Source organism: Delftia sp. CH05 (assembly GCF_009827015.1).
In the GTDB taxonomy this organism is placed as follows: domain Bacteria; phylum Pseudomonadota; class Gammaproteobacteria; order Burkholderiales; family Burkholderiaceae_C; genus Comamonas; species Comamonas tsuruhatensis.
Window position 1 is genome coordinate 24423 of record NZ_WUMG01000030.1, and the last position, 21387, is coordinate 45809.

The window sequence follows — 21387 nt, forward strand, 5'->3', positions numbered from 1 at the left end:
TCAATCCAGAAAATCAAATTCCACACCAAGTTCTTTCGAAATCACCTTGATATCCTCAAAAAACTCTTGCCTCTGATATACATCCAATATTTTTGCAATTTTTAGATGATCACCATCTAGATACATTTTTATCAAATCGTCATAAAATACGTCTCCTTCTTTATAAAATGAAAGCACTCCCATTTTTTTTGCAGCGATAGCAATAGCGGTAAGAGCCATTACGATCTCATCTGGAAAATCCTCCATCACCAACTGAAGCTCATTATCTGCAAATCCAATGGATTCAATAATATTCAAACCCAACCTGTCACGGCCATAATTAACTGCTGAGTCCACTGCCTTTTTATACTCACCATAAGACCAATGAAAAGACATCTATTTCCCCGTGAATACATTTAGCTGAATACCAGGATAACGTTGCCTGAATTGCATAATAGCGCCGGAGCAGCTAGTGCAGGCACGCAACTCAGTAAACAAATCAACTCGCCCCATGGCCGAATAATCTTCACCCAAATTCCTAGACAAATTCTCAAGAATTTTAAATTCTCCATCAACATTTCGCAAATAGGCGTCTTTACCATCTACGATGCCACCCTTTCCAATTTTAATTGGCTCTAGAATAGTAGGTCCATCGGGCAATCTAGTATATCCAAATTCACCATCTGCAAACCGACTAAATGATTTCATGTTTCCAGAAAATCCTTCCACATTAACTTTTGCTACAGCAAGATTTCCTACTTCCTGAAATTCAGAAGGCAATGATGCTCGCAGATCAGCCGTGATTGAAATGAGTTCTCGCCGAACTTCTGGCGCAGAGCTATTTGACAAATAGTCAGCGAATCCACGAGCAGATGTAGCCTCGCTGCCCCCTACCTGCGCAGTATTAACTGCCGACTGCGTCTCACGCCCAACCACAAGCCCATCTGTTTCCGCCAGCAATTTCGGCGTTGTCTCACCCACATGAGGCCGCACTTGCGGTGCCGCTGCTGTCGGCGCCTTCGCCGCCAGCACAGGTTCCGCCGCCTGCAACTCCCTCGCCAGCGCCCTGGCAGCCACTCGCTCCTTCGCCGCAGCATTGCCCGCACCCGCCAGACCCTTGTCCGCCAGGCTCGCTGCACTCCGGGCCGCTTGGGGCAGGCCTGCAATGGCCAGGCCGATCTCACCGGCATAGTTGCCGCGCAGCATCGCTGCCGTGAAGGTGTTGCCGTTGGCGTCTTCCGCTTGCGCCTTTTCATCAATGTTGGCGATGGCTTGCCTGACTGCAGACGGCAGTTGGCCTGCGTTGTCTATGACACCATTGATCAGGTCCAGGCGCTCACTGTTTCTTCTCTGCGCTGCTTCACTGCCAAACAGGCCCAGGTAGCCGTCACCGATGAACCTGGCGGTGTCCAGCGCGCCTTCCACCGCCTTGACGGCGGTGAGCCCGATACCGCCAACCAGGCCACCGGCAATCTTGGTCCCGCAGTCACGCCAGCTGTCGCACTCCCCATTGGGGTCGGTATACCGATACGGGTTGTACCTGCCGTACTGGTAAGCACTCCAGGTGATCGGAAGCCTCGCCTCTCCCTCCACCGGGTCACGGCTGATGAACTGCCCGCTGGCCGGGTCGTAGTAGCGTGCCCTGGCGTACAGCAGACCCGTCTCGGGGTCTGCGTAGTAGCTGCCGAAGCTGTGGCCGTTGCTGCGGATTCCAGTACCCGCGTTGCCGCTGGCTTTGCTGTCCACGCTGCCGTAGGCGCCGTACAGCAGCAGGCTGTCTGCCTTGGCCGTTCCGCCTTCGCTGGCAACGGTGGCCACCAGGTTGCCGTTGCTGTCGGCATGCAGTTGCGTGGTGCTGCTGGTGCTGCCCAGGCCGTTGGCGTATTGCGTGCGGTTGAACAGCCAGGGGGCGGTGTTGCCAGCCAGCACGGCCGCGTCGGTGTCGCTGTGCAGGGTCTGGGTGCTGTCTGTCCCGCGAATCTCGAAGCTGCGGCGGGCGTGCAGGCCATCCCACTGGATACGTTCATAGACCAGTGGGCTGTAGGTGGCCGCGCTGCCCTGCGTGGCCTTGTTCAGGCCTGCGTTGCTGAGGAATTTTTCTGCGCGCAGGTTGCCTGCGTTGTAGCGGTACTGGGCCAGGGTCTGCGCACCGCTGCCGTGGTCCTGGTCCACGCGGACGAGCTGGTCCTGGGCGTTCCAGTGATAGCTGGTGGTGGAGGTGACGGCACCCTTTGTCTGCGCCTGCGTGAGGCGGTTGCCGTTGGCGTCGTAGGTGTAGCTGGCGCTGGCGCTGGCCGCGCCGCTGATCTGCACGAGCTGGTCACGGCCGTTGTAGTGGTAGTCCAGCGTGCCTTCGGGTGCCGAGGCACCAGTTTCCAGGCCGTTGGGGCTGCCGACAGGCGGACCCGTGGCACCGACAGTGGCGACCACGTTCTGCTGGATGCGCCGGCCTCCCGCATCCAGCTGCCAGGTGGTGCGGCGCTCGGGCGTGGTGTGGCTGGTCAGGCGGTCCTGGGCGTCGTAGGTCCAACTTTCCACGCGGGTGCGGTTGTGGCTGGCGCTGTTGCTGCCACCGGGCAGATGGGCGCTGAGGGCCGCGCTGCGGTTGGCGGCAGACAGGGATTCCGTTCTGCTGCTGCCGATGCGGTTGCCGTTGACGTCGTAGGTGTAGGCAACGTCCAGCAGGGTGTTGCCTGCGCCTGCCGTGGCCTGGGTGCTGCTGGTTTCGCCAGCCACGCGGCCGGCCTTGTCGTAGCGGGTGCTGGTGCTGCTGCCATCGGGGTGCAGCAACTGGATGACACGGCCGGATTTGTCGTAGCTGATGCGGGTGGTGCCGCCTGCCCCGCTCTGGCTGGTGCGGCGGTTCAGGGCGTCGTATTCGATGGTGGTGACGCTGCCGCCAGGTGCGGATGCCGTGGCGGCCGTGGTGCCGATGCGGTTGCCCTGGGGGTCGTAGCTGTGCGTGAGGCTGTTGCCCCAGGCGTCGGTGACCTTGACGGGCCGGTTGAAGGCGTCGTAGGTGGTGGTTTCGGTACGCGTGCCCTGGCTGTCGGTCTGGGCGGTGCTGGTCAGGTTGCCGTTGGCGTCATAGCCGAAGGTGGTCTGCAGCACGCTGCCCGGGCCGTTGCCCTGGCTGGCCGTGGTGACGGTCTGCGTGCGCCGTCCGCGGATGTCCAGGGTGTGGACGAAGCGGTTGCCATTGGCGTCCGTGTGTTCGGTCAGGCCGTCTGCGTTGTCGTAGCCATTGGTCTGCACGGCTTCGCCGGCCTGGGTGGCGGGCAGGGTGGTGCGGATGCGGCGGTTGCGCGCGTCGTAGGCATGGCGTGTGCTTTGGCCGTTGAGATCGCGTTGTTCAAGCAGGTTGCCGCTGGTGTCGTAGGTGATGGTGGCCTGCGCCTGGCCGCTGTCCAGGGACTGGGTGATGGTGGCCAGGCGGTTGGCCGGGTCGTAGGCGTAGCTGACGGTGGCACCGTTGGGTGCCTTGGTCTCGGTGAGGTTGCCTGCCAGGTCGAACGTGCTGTGGGTGGTGTTGCCCAGGCCGTCTGCCACGCTGATGGCGCGGCGGCGCTTGTCGTAGCCGGTGGTTGTGGTACGGCCTTCGGAGTCGGTGGCCAGGGTGACGTCGCCCATGCTGCCGCGCTGCAACAGGTCGATGGCGCCCAGGCTGCGGTTGGTTTTGACGAGCAGGCCGCGCTTGTCGTATTCGTAGCCGACCTTGTTGCCACGCGCATCGGTTTCAAACTGGATGCGACCGGCTTCGTCGTATTCGGTCTTTTGCAGCTGGATGCCGGCCCGGGTGGTGGCGATGACGCGGTGGAGCGCGTCGTACTGGTAGCTGGTGGCGTGGCCGTTGGCGTCGGTTTCGCCGGTCTTGTTGCCATGCAGGTCATATTCGACCGTGCCGACCTGGCCCAGCCCGTCGCTGGTGGCTGTGCGCAGGTTGAAGTCGTTGTACTGGTGGGTCAGCACCCTGCCCCGTCCGTCGGTCTGGGTCAGGGGGTTGCCGACCGCGTCATAGGTGGTGGCGCTGGCGATGCCCAGGTTGTCGCGGACTTCGATGGGGCGGTTTCGGCTGTCGTATTTTGTGGTGATGACGTTGCCGCCGGGCGCAGTCACGCTGACGATGTTGCCGGCTGCGTCATAAACGGTGGAGGTGACGGCATTGCCCGCAGCTGTAGGCTGGCTGCGGCTGAGCTGCCGGCCGATGGCGTCCCAGGTGAAGCTGGTGGCGTTGCCGCGCGCATCCCTCTGGCTGGTGATGTGGCCGTCGGCGTCATAAGCCGTGGTGCTGAGCAGCCCCAGGGTGTCCTCGCTGCGGATGAGCCGGTTGAGCGCGTCGTACTCGAAGTTGACGATGTTGCCGTTGGGCCAGGTTTCCGTCACGCGGTTGCCGACCTTGTCGTGGCCGTACCGGGTCTGGTGGCCTTCGCCGTCCTGCTGCGCCACGATCCAGTTGCGCGCGTTGTACTGCCATTTCTGTGTCTGGCGCAGCGGGTTGGTGACCTGCAGCTTGTTGCCCACCTTGTCGTAGTCGGTGTGGGTGACACGGCCCAGGGCATCGGTCTCCGCCACCACACGGTTGAGGGCGTCGTAGGCGAAAGCACTGGTGTTGCCGTTGGCATCCGTGCGGCTGAGGAGGTTGCCGCTTGCGTCATAGACCATGCTGCGCTTGCTGCGGCCCGCGATGGTCTGGCTGAGCAGCCGGTTCAGCGCGTCATGGACATAGGTGGTGACGCGGCCCAGCGCATCGGTCTCGCTGGTCTTGTTGCCGTTGCCGTCATGGACGGCAGTGCTGGTGGTGCCGTCGGCAAATTTGGTTGCCGTGCGCTGGTTGAGATGGTTGTAGGTATGCGTGGTCTGCCGGCCGAGCGCGTCGGTTTCCGTGGTGATGTTGCCCACGCCGTCATAGGCGTAGCCGGTGGTCTTGGGCGGGGTTGCAGGCTCGGTGCGCAGGACCAGGCGGTTGGCGTCGTCGTAGGCGTAGGTGGTCTTGTCTCCACGCAGATTGGTTTCGCTGGTCTTGTTGCCCAGCAGATCGTAGGTGGTGACGATGGCGCCCGAGGGCAGGCTCTTGCGCAGCACGCGGCCCATGGCGTCGTACTGGTAGCTGGTGGTGCGACCTTCTTCATCGGTTTCGCTGAGCTTGTTGCCCAGCGCATCCCAGGTCTGGGTGCGCTGTCCTGCGTCGGCCGTGCCTGCGGCCAGCGTGATCCGGGTCAGCTGGTCCAGGGTGTTGTATTGCATTTCGCTGGCGCGGCCTTCGGCATCAACCACGGCGATCTGCCGGCCCCGGTTGTCATGGCGCACGGCGGTGGTGCCGCCCAGGGCATCGACGACGGCGCTGCGCATGCCGCGTGCGTCATAGCGCATGTGGGTGACATTGCCGCGCACATCGGTGGTGCTTTGGCGGTCCCCGTTGGCGGCTACGCTGTGGCTGATGCGGCTACCATCGGGCATTTGCTCGCCGGTCAGGTTGCCGCGCGCATCGAAGCTGGCTGTGAAGGTCAGTCCACGGCGGTCCGTGAAACTCAGGCGCTTGTTCTTGATGAAGGGCGGCGCGGTCTGAGCCAGCCAGGTCTGCGATGTGGAGACGGCCTGGGTGCCGCCGCTACCACCCACCTGCTCGCTGGTCTGGTTGCCGTTGGCGTCATAGGTGTAGCTGGTGACGACGCCGTTGGCATCGGTCTTGCTCAGCATGAGCACGTCGTTCACGGCCCAGGTCATGGACGTGGTGCCCGCTGGGCCGGCTATGGTGAGCGGGTTGCCGTATTTGTTGAAGGCGTAGCGGGTCAGCTTGCCACGGGCGTCCGTGACATCGGTGGCCGGCTCCTCCGGCTTGGCGTTGTAGGCGAAGGCGGTGTGGGCACCATCGGCGGCGGTGACGCCGATGAGGGTGGATTCGAACGAAGGGATCTGGCCATTGCCGAATTGGCGCAGGACGGGACCGGAGTGGTATTTGAACTGCGTGGCCTGGCCCAGCGCGTTGGTGTGGCTGAGCAGCAGGTTGGACATGCCCAACGGGCCGGTGTGGTCGCTGTAGCTGTAGCTCTCGGTGGCCTCCGGCGCGTCGGTGCGGGTGATCTTGACAAGGTTGCCTGCGGCGTCGTACTCGAACGCCAGCCCCATGTCCTCGGGGCCCTGCACTTTTTGCAGGACGTTGACCGCAGCGCCCGAGCCCACGAAGGCCCGGGTCTGGTAGAAGAATTGCAGGGACTGCCCATAGGCGTTCTGTACCTGCAACAAGGGCGCATCCACGCCGATGTCATAGGTGAGGGTCAGCGCGTTGCCGTTGGTGTCGGTGATGGACTGCAGGGCCCACTGGCGCTTGCCGCCGATGAAGCCGAAGTGGTAGCGCGTGCCGTCCTTGGAATAGAAGTCGTAGCTGCGGTCGCCGTTGTTGGCGATCAGAGTGCCGTGGTAGCCCTTGGCCGGTGTGAGCGTGCCGTTGCCCTGGGGCAGGAAGCGGATGAAGCCGCCGTCTCCAGCATTGACCAGGATGTCGCCGCAGGCCGTGGTGGACAGGGAGGCATCGAAGTTGTGCCCCCAGTTCACGCCCAGCACGCCGACACTGCCCGAGCCCCCGGAAGAGTAGGACGGGCGCAGCGCCAGCTGCGGCCCGCGCGCGGCCACGCCCATTCCCATGCCGGACAGGTTGATGCGGCCGGATTTGACATTGACGCCCTGAATGAGGATGTTGCCCACCGGCAAGGCATCGTTGAGCATCAGTTTGGAGATGACCATGCCCTGGTTGGGCTCGACCGATCCATCCTTGTCGCTGACGGCGGTGAGGGTGAAGGCGTAGCCGTTCCTGGCCGGCAGCAGCGCATCGGGCGCCAGGGTGATGCTGTTGGGACCCAGGGCAAAGGGCTGGCCATCGACCAGGCGCACGGGGCTGCCCGTGGGCACAGGGTTGTCGTCGTCGCTGAGGCGGGTGGCCTCCAGGGTGATCCTGGCGTTCTGGCTCAGGATGAAGTTGAGCGCACTGCCCTGGGCGCAGAAGCGGTCATTGGCAATATCCACGTCGCGCATCAGGCGCAGCACGCGGTCGTAGCTGGTGACGATGCGCTGCCTGAAGGGCAGCTCCATCTTCTCGGAGATGATGTCGTCATCGATGTAGGCGTCGGCCTGGTAGGTTTTGGCGATGTCGAAGCGGTTGCCGCGTTCGATCTGTGCATTGCCTTGTTTCTGCCGGCTCTCGGAAGGGCGAACAGCCACAAGCTGCCCGTCCTCGAACACGCGCACCTGAACCGCTGGGGCAACATAGTCGTCAGGCTCCACCTGGAAGCCGACCTGTATGGGGTAGACGTTCAGGCCCGCATCCGACAGATAAAGGCGCCCGGGGTCCACACCTTGATCGGTATTGGCAGACGTAATCACGCTGATGGCGGCCCGTACGCCAAACACGGCCCCGCCTGCCGAGGCCATGGTCAATGGCTCGCTCCTCGGCACGGGGTTGCAGCCCGTCCCCATCACATCAAGGGTGTAAGTTCCCCCCAGATTCCAGAGCAAATCGTTGCTGGCGGGACTGGCACCCGTGATGACATGGCTTTGCCACTCGGCAGCGCCCACCTGTGAAAAATTCACCGCCCGACCACCGGCGGACACTTGCAGTGAGGCCGTGGCGCCCACGGTGGGCTCGAAAGTGCGTGTTCCGGTGAAGACACAACGGCCGCTGGAGTCCGTACCCGTGCTGGCGCGCTCCTGAAAAAGCGTCAGTCCGAAGGGCCTTGCAAAGCGCTTGCCCGCACCCGTCGCGGCACTGGGCCGGCCATCCTTGTCCCAGTAGGCCTTTGCCAGACTGAGCAATCTTGGCCATGCCGAACAGCTCGTTTCCACCTGGACCTCGACCGTGGTGGACAGGCCGCCTGCGGATATCTGTACCGGTGACCGGGTGGCATTGGTCGGTCCTGGAGTGATTTCCAGGAACGCCACTCCGTCGGTGTTGGTGTCATGGGGACCATCCGCCGTGGCGGGAACAGGTCTGACAGCAGGGTCGCAATTTGCGGAGGGTGCGAGGCCCGTGCCCGTGACGCGGACGTTGGCCACAGGATTGGCGAATTTGTCCAGGACCTCGACGGAAAAGCTGCTTTGCAAACTGCCCAGTCCAGGCACTGGACTGCCTTGCCCAAGCCGCTTGGTGTTGAGGGTGGCCGCAACGCCCGGAAGCGCCAGCACCCGCAAAGGCTGCGGGGGCTTGAGAGTTCCCGCCGCAGAGGCTACGGAGGCATCGAAGATGTTCAGGCCGGCCTGCGTGACATGCTTGTCTCCAGGCTTGACCAGAACATAGACCGACGACGCAAGGGTGGACTGGCCAAGCGTGACCGTGGTGCTGGCAACGCCCAATGCGTTCGTCGTGCCGGTCGCCGGGCTGACACTTCCGCCGCCGCGAACAGCCATGAAGCTGACGCTGGCCCCCTTCACTGGCCGCCCGTCGCGGTCACGTACGCGCACGCTCATCGACTGCCCCGCCAGCGGCTGACCGACCGTGCCTTCAAGGTCCGTTCCGGCATTGAGCATCTCGACGCTGGCACCCGAAGACGGGTCGTTGTTGGCCGCATCGGTATGGGCGCCCGCCAGGGCGTCGGCCAGGAACTGTAGGGTCCAGGGGCTCTGCGCCGTGGCACCGCCGGCAATGCCGCCCGTGAGGAAGTAGCCGCTGGCGCCCGTGGCGGGATCGCTGACGATCCAGCCCATGCCGCTCCATGCGCCATGGGCAACGCTTTGCGCGGTGATCTCGACACTGTGGCCCGACTGCAGCCAGGATCGCAGCTCGGCCCTTGTGCCCTGCGCCACCGGCAGCGTGGCCAGTTCAGGCGCGTTGGGGGAGGTGAGCGTGAGCACGGTGGCGTTGCGGGACCGTGCCAACGCAATGAGCTTGTCTGCGGACACGGACTCGGCGCCGAACTGCGACTGGAAGACGCTGTGCTCCAGCGAAGAACCAGCCAGTCCTATGGCGGCCTGCAGCCTGCGCGCACCAACCGCGTCGGCGGCGATGACCTCGGTGGGGCGTGCTGCGGCGTCGATGGTCACGCCCTTCCACTCCAGCGTGTAGGGCACGCCATTGACGCCGTAGGCGTTCAGGGCATTGCTGACGATGGTCACGGACGGCGCGGGATGCACGACGGCCGCTCCGTTCAACGCAGCAGCCCCTGCTTCGAAGGCATTCCACTGCGATTCGTAGCGCTGGATGATGCCGTCCAGCAATCGGGCAGCATCGTATTCGCCGTCTCGTGCCGAAGGCGTGGCACTGCGGGCCACACCGGACTGCCCCACGCCAATGGCGTGGTAGGCGCCGACGAGGAAGCTCTGCTCCACGGTCTGTGTGTTCGCCGGGTTCTGGATGTCCAGACGGAACTTGACCTGGCTGCCACCTGCCAGAGGAGCCAGGCCCACCTTGCGCTGGTATCCATCCAGCCGCAGTTCCGGACGCAGCTGGTAGAGATACAGCGGCGCCAGGTCAAGACCGCCCGCCAGCAAAATGGCGCGGTGGTCGGCCAGTTCGGCCGGAATGTAGTTGATGGTGGCGCGCTGGTTGAACAGCTCGTGCACGGGCAGGCTGATGTCCAGGCCGGCCTCCCCGGCGCCGCTCGCGTCGTTGAACAGGCGCAGGCGGGCCGTGGATCGCACTGCATCAGGCAGTGCCGCTGATTCCGCCGTGGCTGCCACGACGGTGAAGGCCAGGGTGTTGGGCAGCAACCCCAAAGCCTGCGCCCTTATGGGCATGGGTGCCACGGCCCCTTCGTAGCTGGAGGATTTCGGCTGCAAGGCCGCATCGACCTGCTCGCGCACGAAGCTGCCGAAGTCCACCGACTGCACCTTGGAGCGGTACTGCGTGGCAAGCTGCTGCAGATCCAGTCCAAGGTCCGCCAGGCCGGCACCGGCGGGCCTGGGCTGCAGGGTCTTGTGGAACACGTCCAGCGGCAGCCAGGTCTTGCCAGAGGCATCGAGCACGATGCCGCGATAGTTGGTGTAAGGAACCTGCACGGCCACCCAGGTGTGTTCCATGCGGACCAGGGCGACGCGTCCGCCCTGGACAACGGGCGAGTAGGCAATGCCGGCCTTGGCCAGCATTTCCGGCACCAGGCCGGGATCGCCCAGGCCGGCAGCGCTGGCAATGCCGTCCACGCCGATTTCGGCCACGCCGTGAACATAGCGGGCAGGCGCACCCGCGGCGCGCAGCATGGCGACCAGCAGCGAGGCCTGGTCCACCGCATTGCCTGCGCCCGTGCGCAAGGTGCCCAGGGCACCCTTGGTGCTGCCGCTGTACCACTCGCTGCGGATGCCGTTGCGCACGTACTCGTAGATGCGCACATAGTCGTAGTCGAGTTCCTTGGCCTTGGCGACAATTTCCTCGTTCAGCGGTGCCTCCGGTGCGTCGGCCACGTCTTGCGGCATGGCTGCAATCTCCTGCCCTGCTTCGTAGCTGGGCAGGATGACCGGAGCGCTCACTGGCGCGCGCACGGCCAGGCCCAGAGGCCGTACGGGCAGCATCGCGGCACGCAGCACCGGTGCATTGCCCTGCGCCTGGCCAGTGGCCTGAAGCGCTTCACGCAACGCCCCCACGGCCTGGGCCTTTTGCTGGCTGTCTCCATCCATCCCCGGCATGGCGGCGGCCAGCTTCTGCAGCAGCTGGTCGATCTGCACCTGGACCGCGGCACGGCGCGCTTCAAAGGCTGCGGGCAGCGAAGGATCGGCAAGCCGGCCCTTGAGATCCAAGCTGTCTTCCTGAGCCAGCATGGCACTCGCACGAACGCGCTCATGGGCCTGCCGGATGCGGGGCACATCCCCGGTGGCCACGGCTTCGGCCATGGCCTCAAAGGCCTGGGCCAGTTGCTTGCCCGTGGTGTTGCGCGCGGCAATGCCGCCGCCTGACCGGTTGTCCACGCTGCGCAGCAGGGCCGAGGCATCGCGGCCTGCCGAGATGGCGTTGATCACGTCCTCCTGCGTCACGGGCGCAGGAGTCGATGGCTGCTCAGCCCGAGCCGGCGCGCTCTCCACGAGCAAGGTGGCCAGCACCATGGCAACCCAAAGATGGCGCAGCCAGGCCGAGGTATTGACACGGGCGGGGAAGAAGACTGGAGACATCATTTTTTTCGTGTTTTTACGAGAGCGCGATGGGCAACGAATGCCATGGCCAGGCACATCAGGACCAGCATGGCCCGATCGGAGGGCCAAGCAGGCACCGCAACGGGTTCCTGCACGGCGGTGCCGAGGACCGTGAAGATGACAGTCCGCTGCGCCTGGTTGCCTGCACGGTCGCGGGCGGTAATCTGCAGCACATGGGAGCCAGGGCTGCCCACGCGCTGGCCCTGGCTGAATGGCTGCCCATCCAGGGTGCTGGCGACGCTTTCCAGGTGCGCGTCGATGACCTTGAACGAGATGGCCTGGCCGGCGGGATAGCTGCCGCCATCGGCAACGCTGAGTTGCTCGATGGCAGGCGGCGTGTTGTCCACCGTCACCGTGCGGACCACGTCGGGATGGCTGACCCACTGGCTGTCAACAGCACGCACGCGCAGCAGGACAGGGCCATCGGCCAGTTGGGCAAGAATTGCCTCATGGGCTCCACTGCCACGCGATGCCATGGCGGTGTAGGAGGCACCAGCAGCAACGGCCATCTCCAGGCGGCTGATATTCTCGGCAGGCACGACCCTGGCCAGCACAGGCACGCCGGATCGGACAACGGCATTGGCCTCAGGCGCCGTGATGGTGACGACGGGCGTGCCGCTGCTGCCCGCGGTCACCCGGAACCTGACCGCCACGACGGTTTCATTGCCCGCGATATCGCGCGCCGCAGCCGTCAGGACGTAGGTGCCTGGCGTGGCGATGGACTGACCAGAGACATAAGGCTGACCATTGAGCATGATGGAGCTGCTGGCCAAGTGGGTGTCGCTGAGCGCAATGGAGGCGCTGGCGGAGCCGGCATACACCCCGTCTTCGGCCACGCCCGTGATCACCACCTGGGGTGCCGTGTTGTCCACGATGAAGCGGCGCAACTGCACATCCGAGACATTGCCGGCGTTGTCGGCGGCGCGCACCGATACGGCGTGCGCGCCATCCGGCAGTCCGCCCACGTCCAGCACGTACCTGCCGGTGGTGGCCGACAGGGCCAGGCTGCTCCATTGCGGTTGCCCATCCAGGCTGTGCTCCACCGAAGACACGCCGGAGCCGGTATCCGTGGCCGCAACGCTCAGCACGGCCGCACGGCGCACATGTGCACCTTCGACCGGTTGCTCGATGAAAGCGGCAGGCGGTGTGGTGTCGGCCACGGGCAGACGGATGGAGAACTGCAGCGTGGATGCCGCGCTGTTGCCGGCCTTGTCCACGGCATCGACGCTCAGGACGTAGTCGCCACTGGCGGTCACAGGCGTTGCACTGACATAGGCAGCACCGTTGAGCGTGATGGAGCTGCCGAGCAACGCCATGTCGGTCACGCTGATCACAGGGGTCACCGCCGCAACGTACTGCCCCGCGGCGACACCGGAGATGGTGATCACGGGAGGCGTGTTGTCCACGGTGAAGCTGCGTGCATCGGTGATGGCCTCGTTGCCCTGAGTGTCCCTGGCGCGAACGACGACGCTGTGCGCGCCATCGGTCAACGTGTCCAGTGAGGCGGCATACAGGCTGGCGTCGTTTTGGGTGGCGTCCATGGCCAGGGGCGCAAAGGCGCCGCTGTCGATGCTGAACTGCGCCTCGGCCACGGCAGATTCCGCGTCCACGATGGTGGCGGTCAGGCCGCTGGTGGCTCGCCGCAGGTAGGCGCCGGCCGCTGGCGTTCTGATGTCGATCACGGGCGCCGTGATATCGCCTGCCGTGGACTGGATGCTGAAGCGCACCGTGCGGCTGGCGGTGTTGCCAGCCAGGTCGATGGCGTCCACCTGGAGCACATGGGAGCCCGGGTCGCTGATGCGCGTGCCCGATGCAAAGGGGGAACCATCGAGACCGATCTGCGACACGGACAGGTTCGGATCGGTCACCACGATGGAGGGCGTCACGGGGTTCGCATACGCGTTTTCCGCAACGCCGGAAATGGCGATGACCGGAGGCTGGCTGTCCAGAACAAAGCTGCGCTGCACGGGCTGCGATACGTTGCCGGAATGGTCGGTGGCACGCGCTGCGAGCTGGTGTGCTCCGTCTGCCAGGGATGGCAATACCCCCACATAGCTAGAGCTGACCGGGTCCGACAGTGTCGCTGCCTGCCAGCCGCCACCATCGACCTGGAACTCGACCGTGCGCACACCGGACAGCAGATCCGTTGCCGCAACCTGCACCGACTGCGCCGCACGCAGATGGACCCCCTGCACGGGCTGCCTGATCACAACCGTCGGTGGATCCAGCTCGAACACCGCCACTTCACGTTGCCTGAGTAAATTCGGCTGCGGTGCGCTGGCGATGGACATCCGCCCCGCTCCAGGCGGAGATGTCAGCGAGGTGCGCAACTGGATCCACAGCGCGCCGATGGGCATGCCCTGCGCGGAAAAACTGAAAGCCGACCGCGTTTCTGTACCACGCGCCAAGGAGGCAATGCCGTGCGACGAGCGCGCCAGCACCGTGTTCGAGCGGGGCTCCAGCACCACCACCTCATACTGCAGGTCGCTCAGATCGGTCTGCCCGCTGTTTGTCAGGATGGCCGTGCCGGCAATGCTGCCCGTGTAGGGCAGGCTGCTACGGTCCAGCACGATGTCGCCCGTCAGCGATGCCACTGGATTGGTGTCAGCCACGATGTCGAATGTGGTGCTGTTTCGGGCGACTTCCCTGCCCTCGAACACAACCCACAGATCGGCCGTGTAGGCGCCCTGGGCCAGGCCGGCCGTGTCCATCGTCCTGGCCATCTGGGTGACGGCGACAAGCCCGACCTCGTCCGTAGCCTCCAGCACGGCCTTGCCGGCAGGGTCGAGTACTCGGACGAAGGACTGCGCCTTGCCAAGGGTCGGGGAGGAGCCCGCAGGATCGACCTGCGCCACGATGCGCGCCACGGTGCCTGGCGCATACGAGGCGCTGTCGCTGCGGACCCTGGCATCGATCTGGACATGGGGTTTGACCAGGAAGGACGCCGTTGCCTGCGCCAGCACGACCGAGCCATCCACCCAGGATGCTCGCACCTTGTACGGGCCGTCGAAGATGGCCGGAACGCTCCAGTTGAAGTCCACGCTCCGGCTTTGTCCGTACGGCAGCAGGGGTTGGCTTTGCGACGGCAGCGTGGCAACGGCATCCCCCTGGGCATCTTCGATGCGCAACCGAAGCTGCCCCGATATGTCAGCGCCGCCATTGAAGAGCGTGACACTGCCGCTCAGCATGGCCCCCACGGGATAGGAAGGACTGGCGACGCCGGCCGCCAGAGTCCGCACGGCAGTCGCCCCCACAACGCGCACGGGCAACACCAGCACGTTGTTGTCCTCGGAGACTTCCTGTACCTCATCGTCGGCATCGACCGCGATGCTCAGCTGCCAATCGCCTGCCGTGTCGAAAACGGCATCGGTTCGCAGTATCTGGCTGCCGCCCGCCGCCATGGCCGTGGTGCGGGTGCTCAGCAGCTCGACGCGCGCTCCGCCAGGCGAGGTGGCCAGCATGCGCACACGGGCACCAGGCGCGTCGGCGATGCCCACGTTGTTCACCACCACAGTGACACGGCTTGCCTCGCCCGCCCTGGGGATCTGGGGCAGCACCGTGACATCGGCGCCCCGCACGGAAAAATCGGGCAAGGCGGCTGCCTGGGCGTCATAGGTCACGCTGATGGCAGCGGACTGCGCTCCGGCATTTCCCTCAAGGTCCGTGGCCTGCGCGACCAGCAGATTCCTGCCGGCTCGCAGTGCGATGGGCGGGAACAGGGCCGTTCCAGGCAATGCCAGGGATGTGACGCCATCCGAGTCCGTGACGAACAGCAGCCCCGAGCGGGCCCACGCCATGCTTTCGGGATGGATGCCCATGTCGATGGACCGCGGTGCCGCACCAGCGGCGTCCACGATATGAAGCTGAGTGCCACGCACAAAGGCAAGCGCATCGGTGGGCGACAGGGAGAAGTGGTCCACCCCCTCTTCATGGGCCGTCGCCACGACAGGCGCCGCCTGCCCCACGTGCTGGAGATGCACCTGGTAGGCCTGCGCATCGCCTTGCCTGGCAAGGAAATAGACAGACTGCCCATCCGATGACCATTGCAGCGGCTCGTAGTCGTCTGCTCCCGGCTGGGACTGCGCAAGGACATGCCCGTCCGGCAGTGACAGCAGGACGAGTTGCCCGCCATCGACGGCCGCCACATGCTGCCCGTCGGGAGCGATCGCGAAATTGCTGAACCATCGGGTTGCACGCGCCACGGTACGGCTGGCTGCGCCGTCCACCGGCACCTCTACCAGCGCTTCGCCACCGTTCGTAACACCCAGCCAGCGCTTGCCGTCAGGATGCCAATCCAGCATCTGGACAAAGCCATCCAGCTCCGGCTCGGACACACTGCCGTCCGCCACACGCACAAGCCTGACCGAGCCTCCACCGCTTTGCAACAGCAGTTGAGAGGCATCGGGCGACCACACTGGAATGCCTCCAATGCCGGCGCCCGACACCTTGCGCAAAGTGGCAGGTGCTGCGCTGCCATCAAGCAGCGGCGGCACATGGAGGATGCTCAGTCCGTCGAAGGATATCGTTGCCACAAGGTCGGCCCTGGAAGCCAGCGTCATGGCCTGCTGGCGATCGAACACGCGTGTCTTGCGCAGGCCTGCCAGGGCATTGGCCGATGCCACCGCGACACCATCGCGGCTCAACTGCACGCGGGCAGAAGGCTCGCTGAAGACACGAACGGCCGTGCTGGGCTGCGACACCACAAGAGGATGTGCGCTGTCGGTGGGATGAAAGATCAGGGGGGCAGAAGGCCCCATGCGATCGAGCGCCACGCCATCCACTTCGTTGGAGGCATCCCCCTCGTTGCCTGCTGCATCCCGCGACCGCACCACGTAGTAGTACCGCACTCCGTTGACCACCTCTTGGTCGGAATACGCCAGGGTCCGGGCATCCGTCATGGCGATGGCGCTGTAGGGCCCTCCCACCGCTGTGGCGCGGTACAGCACGTAGGATGCCGTGCCGTCCGCCGACGCTGGCGCCTGCCAGGACAACCGCAGTTCACTGCCAGCAGCAGGCGCCACCAGTGCAAGTTGCAAGGGAGCACCTGGACGCACGGAGGCAATCTGCGCCACGGCCTCATTGGACAGCTCGCCCGCATTGCCAGCGACATCCACCGGACGCACGGTATAGGCATAAGAGCCATTGGCCAGGGGGCCATCCACATGCAGCCTTGGCTTGGTGGCCGCCACCGTGGCAATCACCACGCCGTCGCGCAGCACCTCATACGAGGCCAGGTCATCAGCGGCGCTTTCCGTCCAGCTCACCGTGGCCATGGTCCCGTCCACTTCGACACGGGTCTGCACCGGAGGCGGAGGCGTGATGTCGCCGATACCTGCAGGGCTGGCACTGGCCGCAGTCCCCAGCAGGCCAAGCTGGCTCAATGCCTGCACGGAAACCGTGTGCCGACCGCCGGGCACCGCGATATCGGCCTCTGTGCCGCCCAGCACGGCCAGCGACCTGCCTCGCACCTCGCCGACCCGCCCCGCCGCAACCCCGTCGGCAGCTGCACCCAGGGATATGCGAATGCGATCCGTGAAATAGGGCGGATCCAGCGCAAGCCGCAGACTCTGCTCTGCATTGGCGTTGTCCTGCTTGAGCGGCACCCAGACAAAACCATCCCAGGCCTCGACTGCATAGCTGGTCGGAGGCTCCATGTAGGTGCTCCACACAATGGACAGCTCCTGCACAAGCTCCTTGCGTGCCGCCGAAAGCTCAATCCAGGGTGCCGGGTCTTGCTCGTCGGGCAGCCAGGCCGTGTCGTCATTGCCATCGATGGCCCGGCCGGCCCGGGCGTAGCTGCCTTCCTCGGTACTGGCCACAGCGGCGACGAAATCAAACGGCCTGGGATCGGGCTTGCCGTCCACACGAACCACATAGCCCGTCACGTCAGCGCTGCTGCTGGCGGACCAGGTGGCGCGCAGCACGCCGCCGGACGCCACGGCCTGCAACTGTTCGGGCGCTGCCGGCGGATCTCCTCGCGCCACACGCACCTGACCGGCCCGGCTGCGATTGCCGGCTTCGTCGGTCTGGCGCGCCGTGATGATGTTGGCGCCCGTGGCCAGGGGCACGGCGTCGGCCTGGAATCCTCCCTCGGCATCTGGGGAAAGAGACAGCGTCGCGGGTGCGCCGGTCTCCGGCGCGCTTGTCACCGCGACGGCGTGCACGGCATCAGGACCATGGCCTCGCAGGGGGGTCGCCGCCAATGCCAGCGGAGTGTATGGCTGCTTGAGCGCGGTGGTGTAGACCCAGGCCTTCGCCTCGGGCGAGGGATCGGACTCGTTGTCCTCCTGGTCCACGGCCAGCACCTGGTAGCCATGCCGGCCATCTGGGCGGCCTGCGTCCACCAGTTGCGTGGCCACCACAGGAGCGGTCGTCACACGGGTGATATCGCCCGCCGCATCGATGCGCTGGACATGGTAGCCCTGCACGCTGCTGCTCGGGCTGGCCGTCCAGCGCAGGGATACATCGCCACCGTCCACTTGTGCAATGAGGTCGGTGGCCGGCTTGGGTCGCTGCAAATTCTTGCGGACCACGCTGATGGCTGCAGGTGCGGGATCGGTGCGGCCGCCAAGGTCCGTGGCCACGGCACGCAACTGGTAACTGCCAGGCGTCAGCGCCTTGGTGTCCCAGTTCACGCTGTAGGGGGCCTTGGTGCTGGCGGTGCCGATCAAGGTCCAGTCGGCATCGGCTGCGGCCTTGTACTCGAACCGCACGGAGGCGATGTCCAAATCCGGGCTTTCTGCGCGCACATAGGTCACGCCATCGACGCCTGCGCCATTGGACGGCTGAACGATGACCGCCTTGGGCGGCCGGTTATCCACCGTCACGCTGGCGGGATCGGAGCGGCCGCTCAGGTTGTCCGCCTTGTCGGCGGCCACCACGGTGTAGACGAAGGTGCCATCGGGCAAGGCCTTGTCCAGATAGCTCGTTGCATTGATCAGATAGGGACGGATGGCGTTGTCGCCAGGGTCGGACTGGTTCACCAGTTGCCCGTTGCGGTACAGCAGGTAGCCAGCAAGATCAGGCTCCGTGCTGGCCGTCCAGTCAAGGCTCACATCCTGCGTGCCGGACAGCTGCGCGCGCAGCCCCAAGGGCTTGGTCGGCGGGAGGTTGTCCACGAGCACCCGCACCTGGGCGCTTGACAGGCCGCCTTCGGTGTCCTGGGCCTCGAGCCGGATGGTGTAGACGGCGCCCTCCGGCAAGCCGGCAGTGGGCCAGTTGGCCAGCACATCGCCTTGCACCGGCAGTGCGGAGGTGCGCAGTACTTTCCATTCCTTGGGCGATGCCCCCTCCCCGACCGAGACCTGGTATGCCAGGAAGTTGGTCAGCGCATAGGCGCTGCCCTCGATGGACAGCAGCCCACCCACTGCCGATTCGGTCGCAGGCTTGCTGATATGCGCCAATGGGCCCGAAGCCTTGATGCGGACCTGGACCACATTGGAGTGCGCGCTTTCCACGCCGCTGCGGGAAAGCGCGGTCACGGTGTAGGCATGGTCTCCGTCGATCAGGCCGACATCCAGATACTCGGTGCCCAGCCAAGGTTGCCCATTGAGCTTCTGGCCATTGCGATAGATGCGGTAGCCCACGATTCGCTCCACATCGTTGTTCGGCAGCCAGGCCAAGCGGACGTCGCTGCGCTGTTCGCGCCGTGCCGACAATACCGGCGGCCGGGGCGGTGTGGCATCGATCTGCAGCGGCACATCGAACCTGGAGGCATTGCCGGCCTTGTCCAGCACCGTCAGACGCAAAGTGGCCGGTCCGTCGGGCGGCAGGCCCACCAATCTGGCAAGTTCCCCATTGACCACATTGGCCGTCCCGCGGCCTATGACTGTGAGAGCGTCCAGCGTCTCGCCAACACCGCTGCCCAGCTCCACCGTCCACGAGTCCATATGATCATCGCTGGCCGTACCCACCACCGGCACCATCGTGCCGATGGCGGCATGGGCCACGGGCGCGGTGATCTGCGCCACAGGCGGCGTCTGGTCGACATTGATACTGACGGTGGCCTGGCCCACATTGCCGGCCTTGTCGGCGCCTACCAGCTGCATGCTGTAGCGGCCGTCCTGCAAGGCCGCACCATCGAAGGCCAGGGACAGGGCTGCCGGCGAGGACACGACGGGCACCGCTTGAACGGCGTGGCCATTGATCATCAGTTGCGCACTCGACAGATTGTGGTCGGCCACCAGGCCGGCCACATCTGCCGGCCGCACCCGGCTGACAAAGGTGCCCGGTGCCGGACTGGAAAACGAGACATCGGGGAGCTTCGAGTCCAGCTCGAATTCCGCAGACTGGTAGCTGGAGGCATTCTCTGCCTCGTCGCTGGCGATGACCTTGAGGCGATAGCGGGCGTCATCCAGACCCAGTTGCTGAAGGCTGCCCAGCGCAGACTTGACCAGGACCTCGGACCCCTCGGCCATCAATACCCGCTTGGTCGATGGCAGCGGGCCCTCGACGAAGATCTGATAGTCACGCAGCATCCTGTCGGACACGGAGCCCACGAGTCCGGCATTTCCAGGCATGAATTCGCCCAGTACCGAATCCAGCGTGAACAGCGGTGGCGTGGCGTCCAGCAGCACCGCACTTTCCTCCTTCTGAACGTTGGTCTGGTCAGCGCGGGAAGTGGCCCGGATCTCCACCGTGTACTCCGCGTCGGGAGCGGGTGCGAGCGCGTCATTGAGACCATCCCAAGTCACCACGGTTTCGCCGGGAGATGCCAGGGACTGGGACACCAGACGGCGCACGACCAAAGCACCTCGCCGGATTGTCAGATCGACAAACGCCGGCTGCAGCACGTCATAGGTCACGCGCACGCTGTCCAGCCGGCCATCTCCATTGGGGGAGAAGGTGTCGGGTGTCACGGAGAACTTGCGAAGCAGTGCCACGGGGGCCTTGAGCTTCAGGTCGCGGGTGAGCTCAGAGCTCAGCTCCGCTCGGTCGAAAGCCCGCAAGCGCAGCGTGACCACGCCCTCCAGCGAACTGGCATCCAGCGCTGCAAGCTTGCGCAGATCGACTCCCGAGGTCTGCGAGGCCAGCGCGGTCCAAGCGTCGCCCTGGCTGTAGTCCAGAATCCACTGCAGCAGGTTCTTGTCCGTGGCACTGCCGACAATGTCCAGGAACGACTGCGTGACCTCTCCGGCCAATGGCTTGTCCAGCAGCAGCGCGGGCGCCGTCCTGTCCACCTCGACCTGCAGTCTGCTGCGCAGCAGATTCAATTCGTTGTCGGGATCCGGGGCTTTCAGGTTGCCACAGCCATCCTCGTAAGTGACATCAAAGGTGTAGTAGCCATCTTCCACGTACTGGCCCGCATCGTTGCGCCCATCCCAAACAAGGTCACGGGTACCTGCGGACACCGACAGCCTGTTGGTCAGTTGCCGCACCAGCCCCCCGCTCTCGACGGGCACCAGCTTGCCCTGCACCACACGACGTACCACGACAGTCACCGCCATGGGCTCCAGAGGCTGGATGGTCAGGATCACCGAATCCAGGGTGCTGGCAGTGCCTGGCGAAAACAGCCGCCTGTCCACGGAGGCCGGTCCGGCCTCCAGCGTTCCGTCAAGGTAGAACCTGACCTGCCGGCAAGACTGCGCGCCAGACCAGTCAAATACAGTTATCCGGCTGGTCACCTGACCGGAAATATTCACGATCGGACCCAGCGGGCCTGCAAGGCGCTTCGCACTCATGTATGGACGCGAGAGGATCTTGGGTGAAGTGGCAAATTCGTTCGAGACATACGGCGTGCTTGCCGACGCACCTGTTTCATCACGAGGGTCCGGCCCATGGATGCTGGGCAGTGCTCCATTAACAGGCTGCCAGGGTGCGTACTCATCATCACCCAGACGGAACTCCTGCAGGTAGTCAAAACCGGCGGCATCTTCGATTTCCACTTCGGGCCGCAGGGCGTTGACTATCTTGTCCTCCCTGTCCCTGCCGGCCTTGTGCAATTCAGGAATCGCGCACACACGCTGGTTTTCCTGCGGATAGGTAATGCGCCATGCGGGAGGCGAATGGTCCACAGGGGCCTTGAACGAGCCATGGCGCTTCACGCCATCGCGGTCCGTCGTGATCCCCGTGAAGACCCCCTCTCCCTCCGGCAGGCCACGGTGGTCAAAGGTGAATTCATAGTCCTGGTACCGCGGATTGACCACGTTGAAAACCAGTTGCCGCCCGCCGGTGGGAACGTCGGCAAAGACCTCCAATGACAGCAAGGGGGTTGTAACCAACTCCGCAGGAATGGGTCTCACCACGCCATGCAACTGGTGCGGGGCATCTGCCTCGCAGGAAGCGGCGAAATTCGGTCTGATC

3 protein-coding genes (1 of these 3 cut by a window edge) are annotated in these 21387 nt (G+C 64.7%); all 3 read right to left on the bottom strand.

The features are described 5' to 3' along the window. Tightly spaced (each overlapping or abutting the next), the 3 genes in view from GRX31_RS20485 to GRX31_RS20495 form a layout consistent with a single transcriptional unit that may run on beyond the window. A complete protein-coding gene (locus tag GRX31_RS20485) occupies positions 1–375 on the bottom strand; it encodes a hypothetical protein (protein WP_160854503.1) in 375 nt (124 codons plus the stop codon). Beyond that, the gene (locus GRX31_RS20490; RefSeq protein ID WP_160854505.1) at positions 376–11064 is read right to left on the bottom strand and encodes a deaminase domain-containing protein; all 10689 of its coding nucleotides are present in this window, start codon (positions 11062–11064) and stop codon (positions 376–378) included. After that, a protein-coding gene (locus GRX31_RS20495; RefSeq protein WP_160854507.1) for a CARDB domain-containing protein crosses the window boundary here: on the bottom strand, positions 11064–21387 show its 3' portion. The gene runs 7085 nt beyond the window's last position; the window shows 10324 of its 17409 coding nt (coding positions 7086–17409); its start codon lies beyond the right edge, outside the window; its stop codon occupies positions 11064–11066. Before GRX31_RS20495 ends, GRX31_RS20490 begins: the two co-directional genes overlap by 1 nt.

Bases quoted from the DNA above. Each gene is read 5' to 3' on its own strand.
- GRX31_RS20485 (WP_160854503.1), bottom strand. From the start codon at position 375: ATGTCTTTTCATTGGTCTTATGGTGAGTATAAAAAGGCAGTGGACTCA.
- GRX31_RS20490 (WP_160854505.1), bottom strand. From the start codon at position 11,064: ATGTCTCCAGTCTTCTTCCCCGCCCGTGTCAATACCTCGGCCTGGCTG.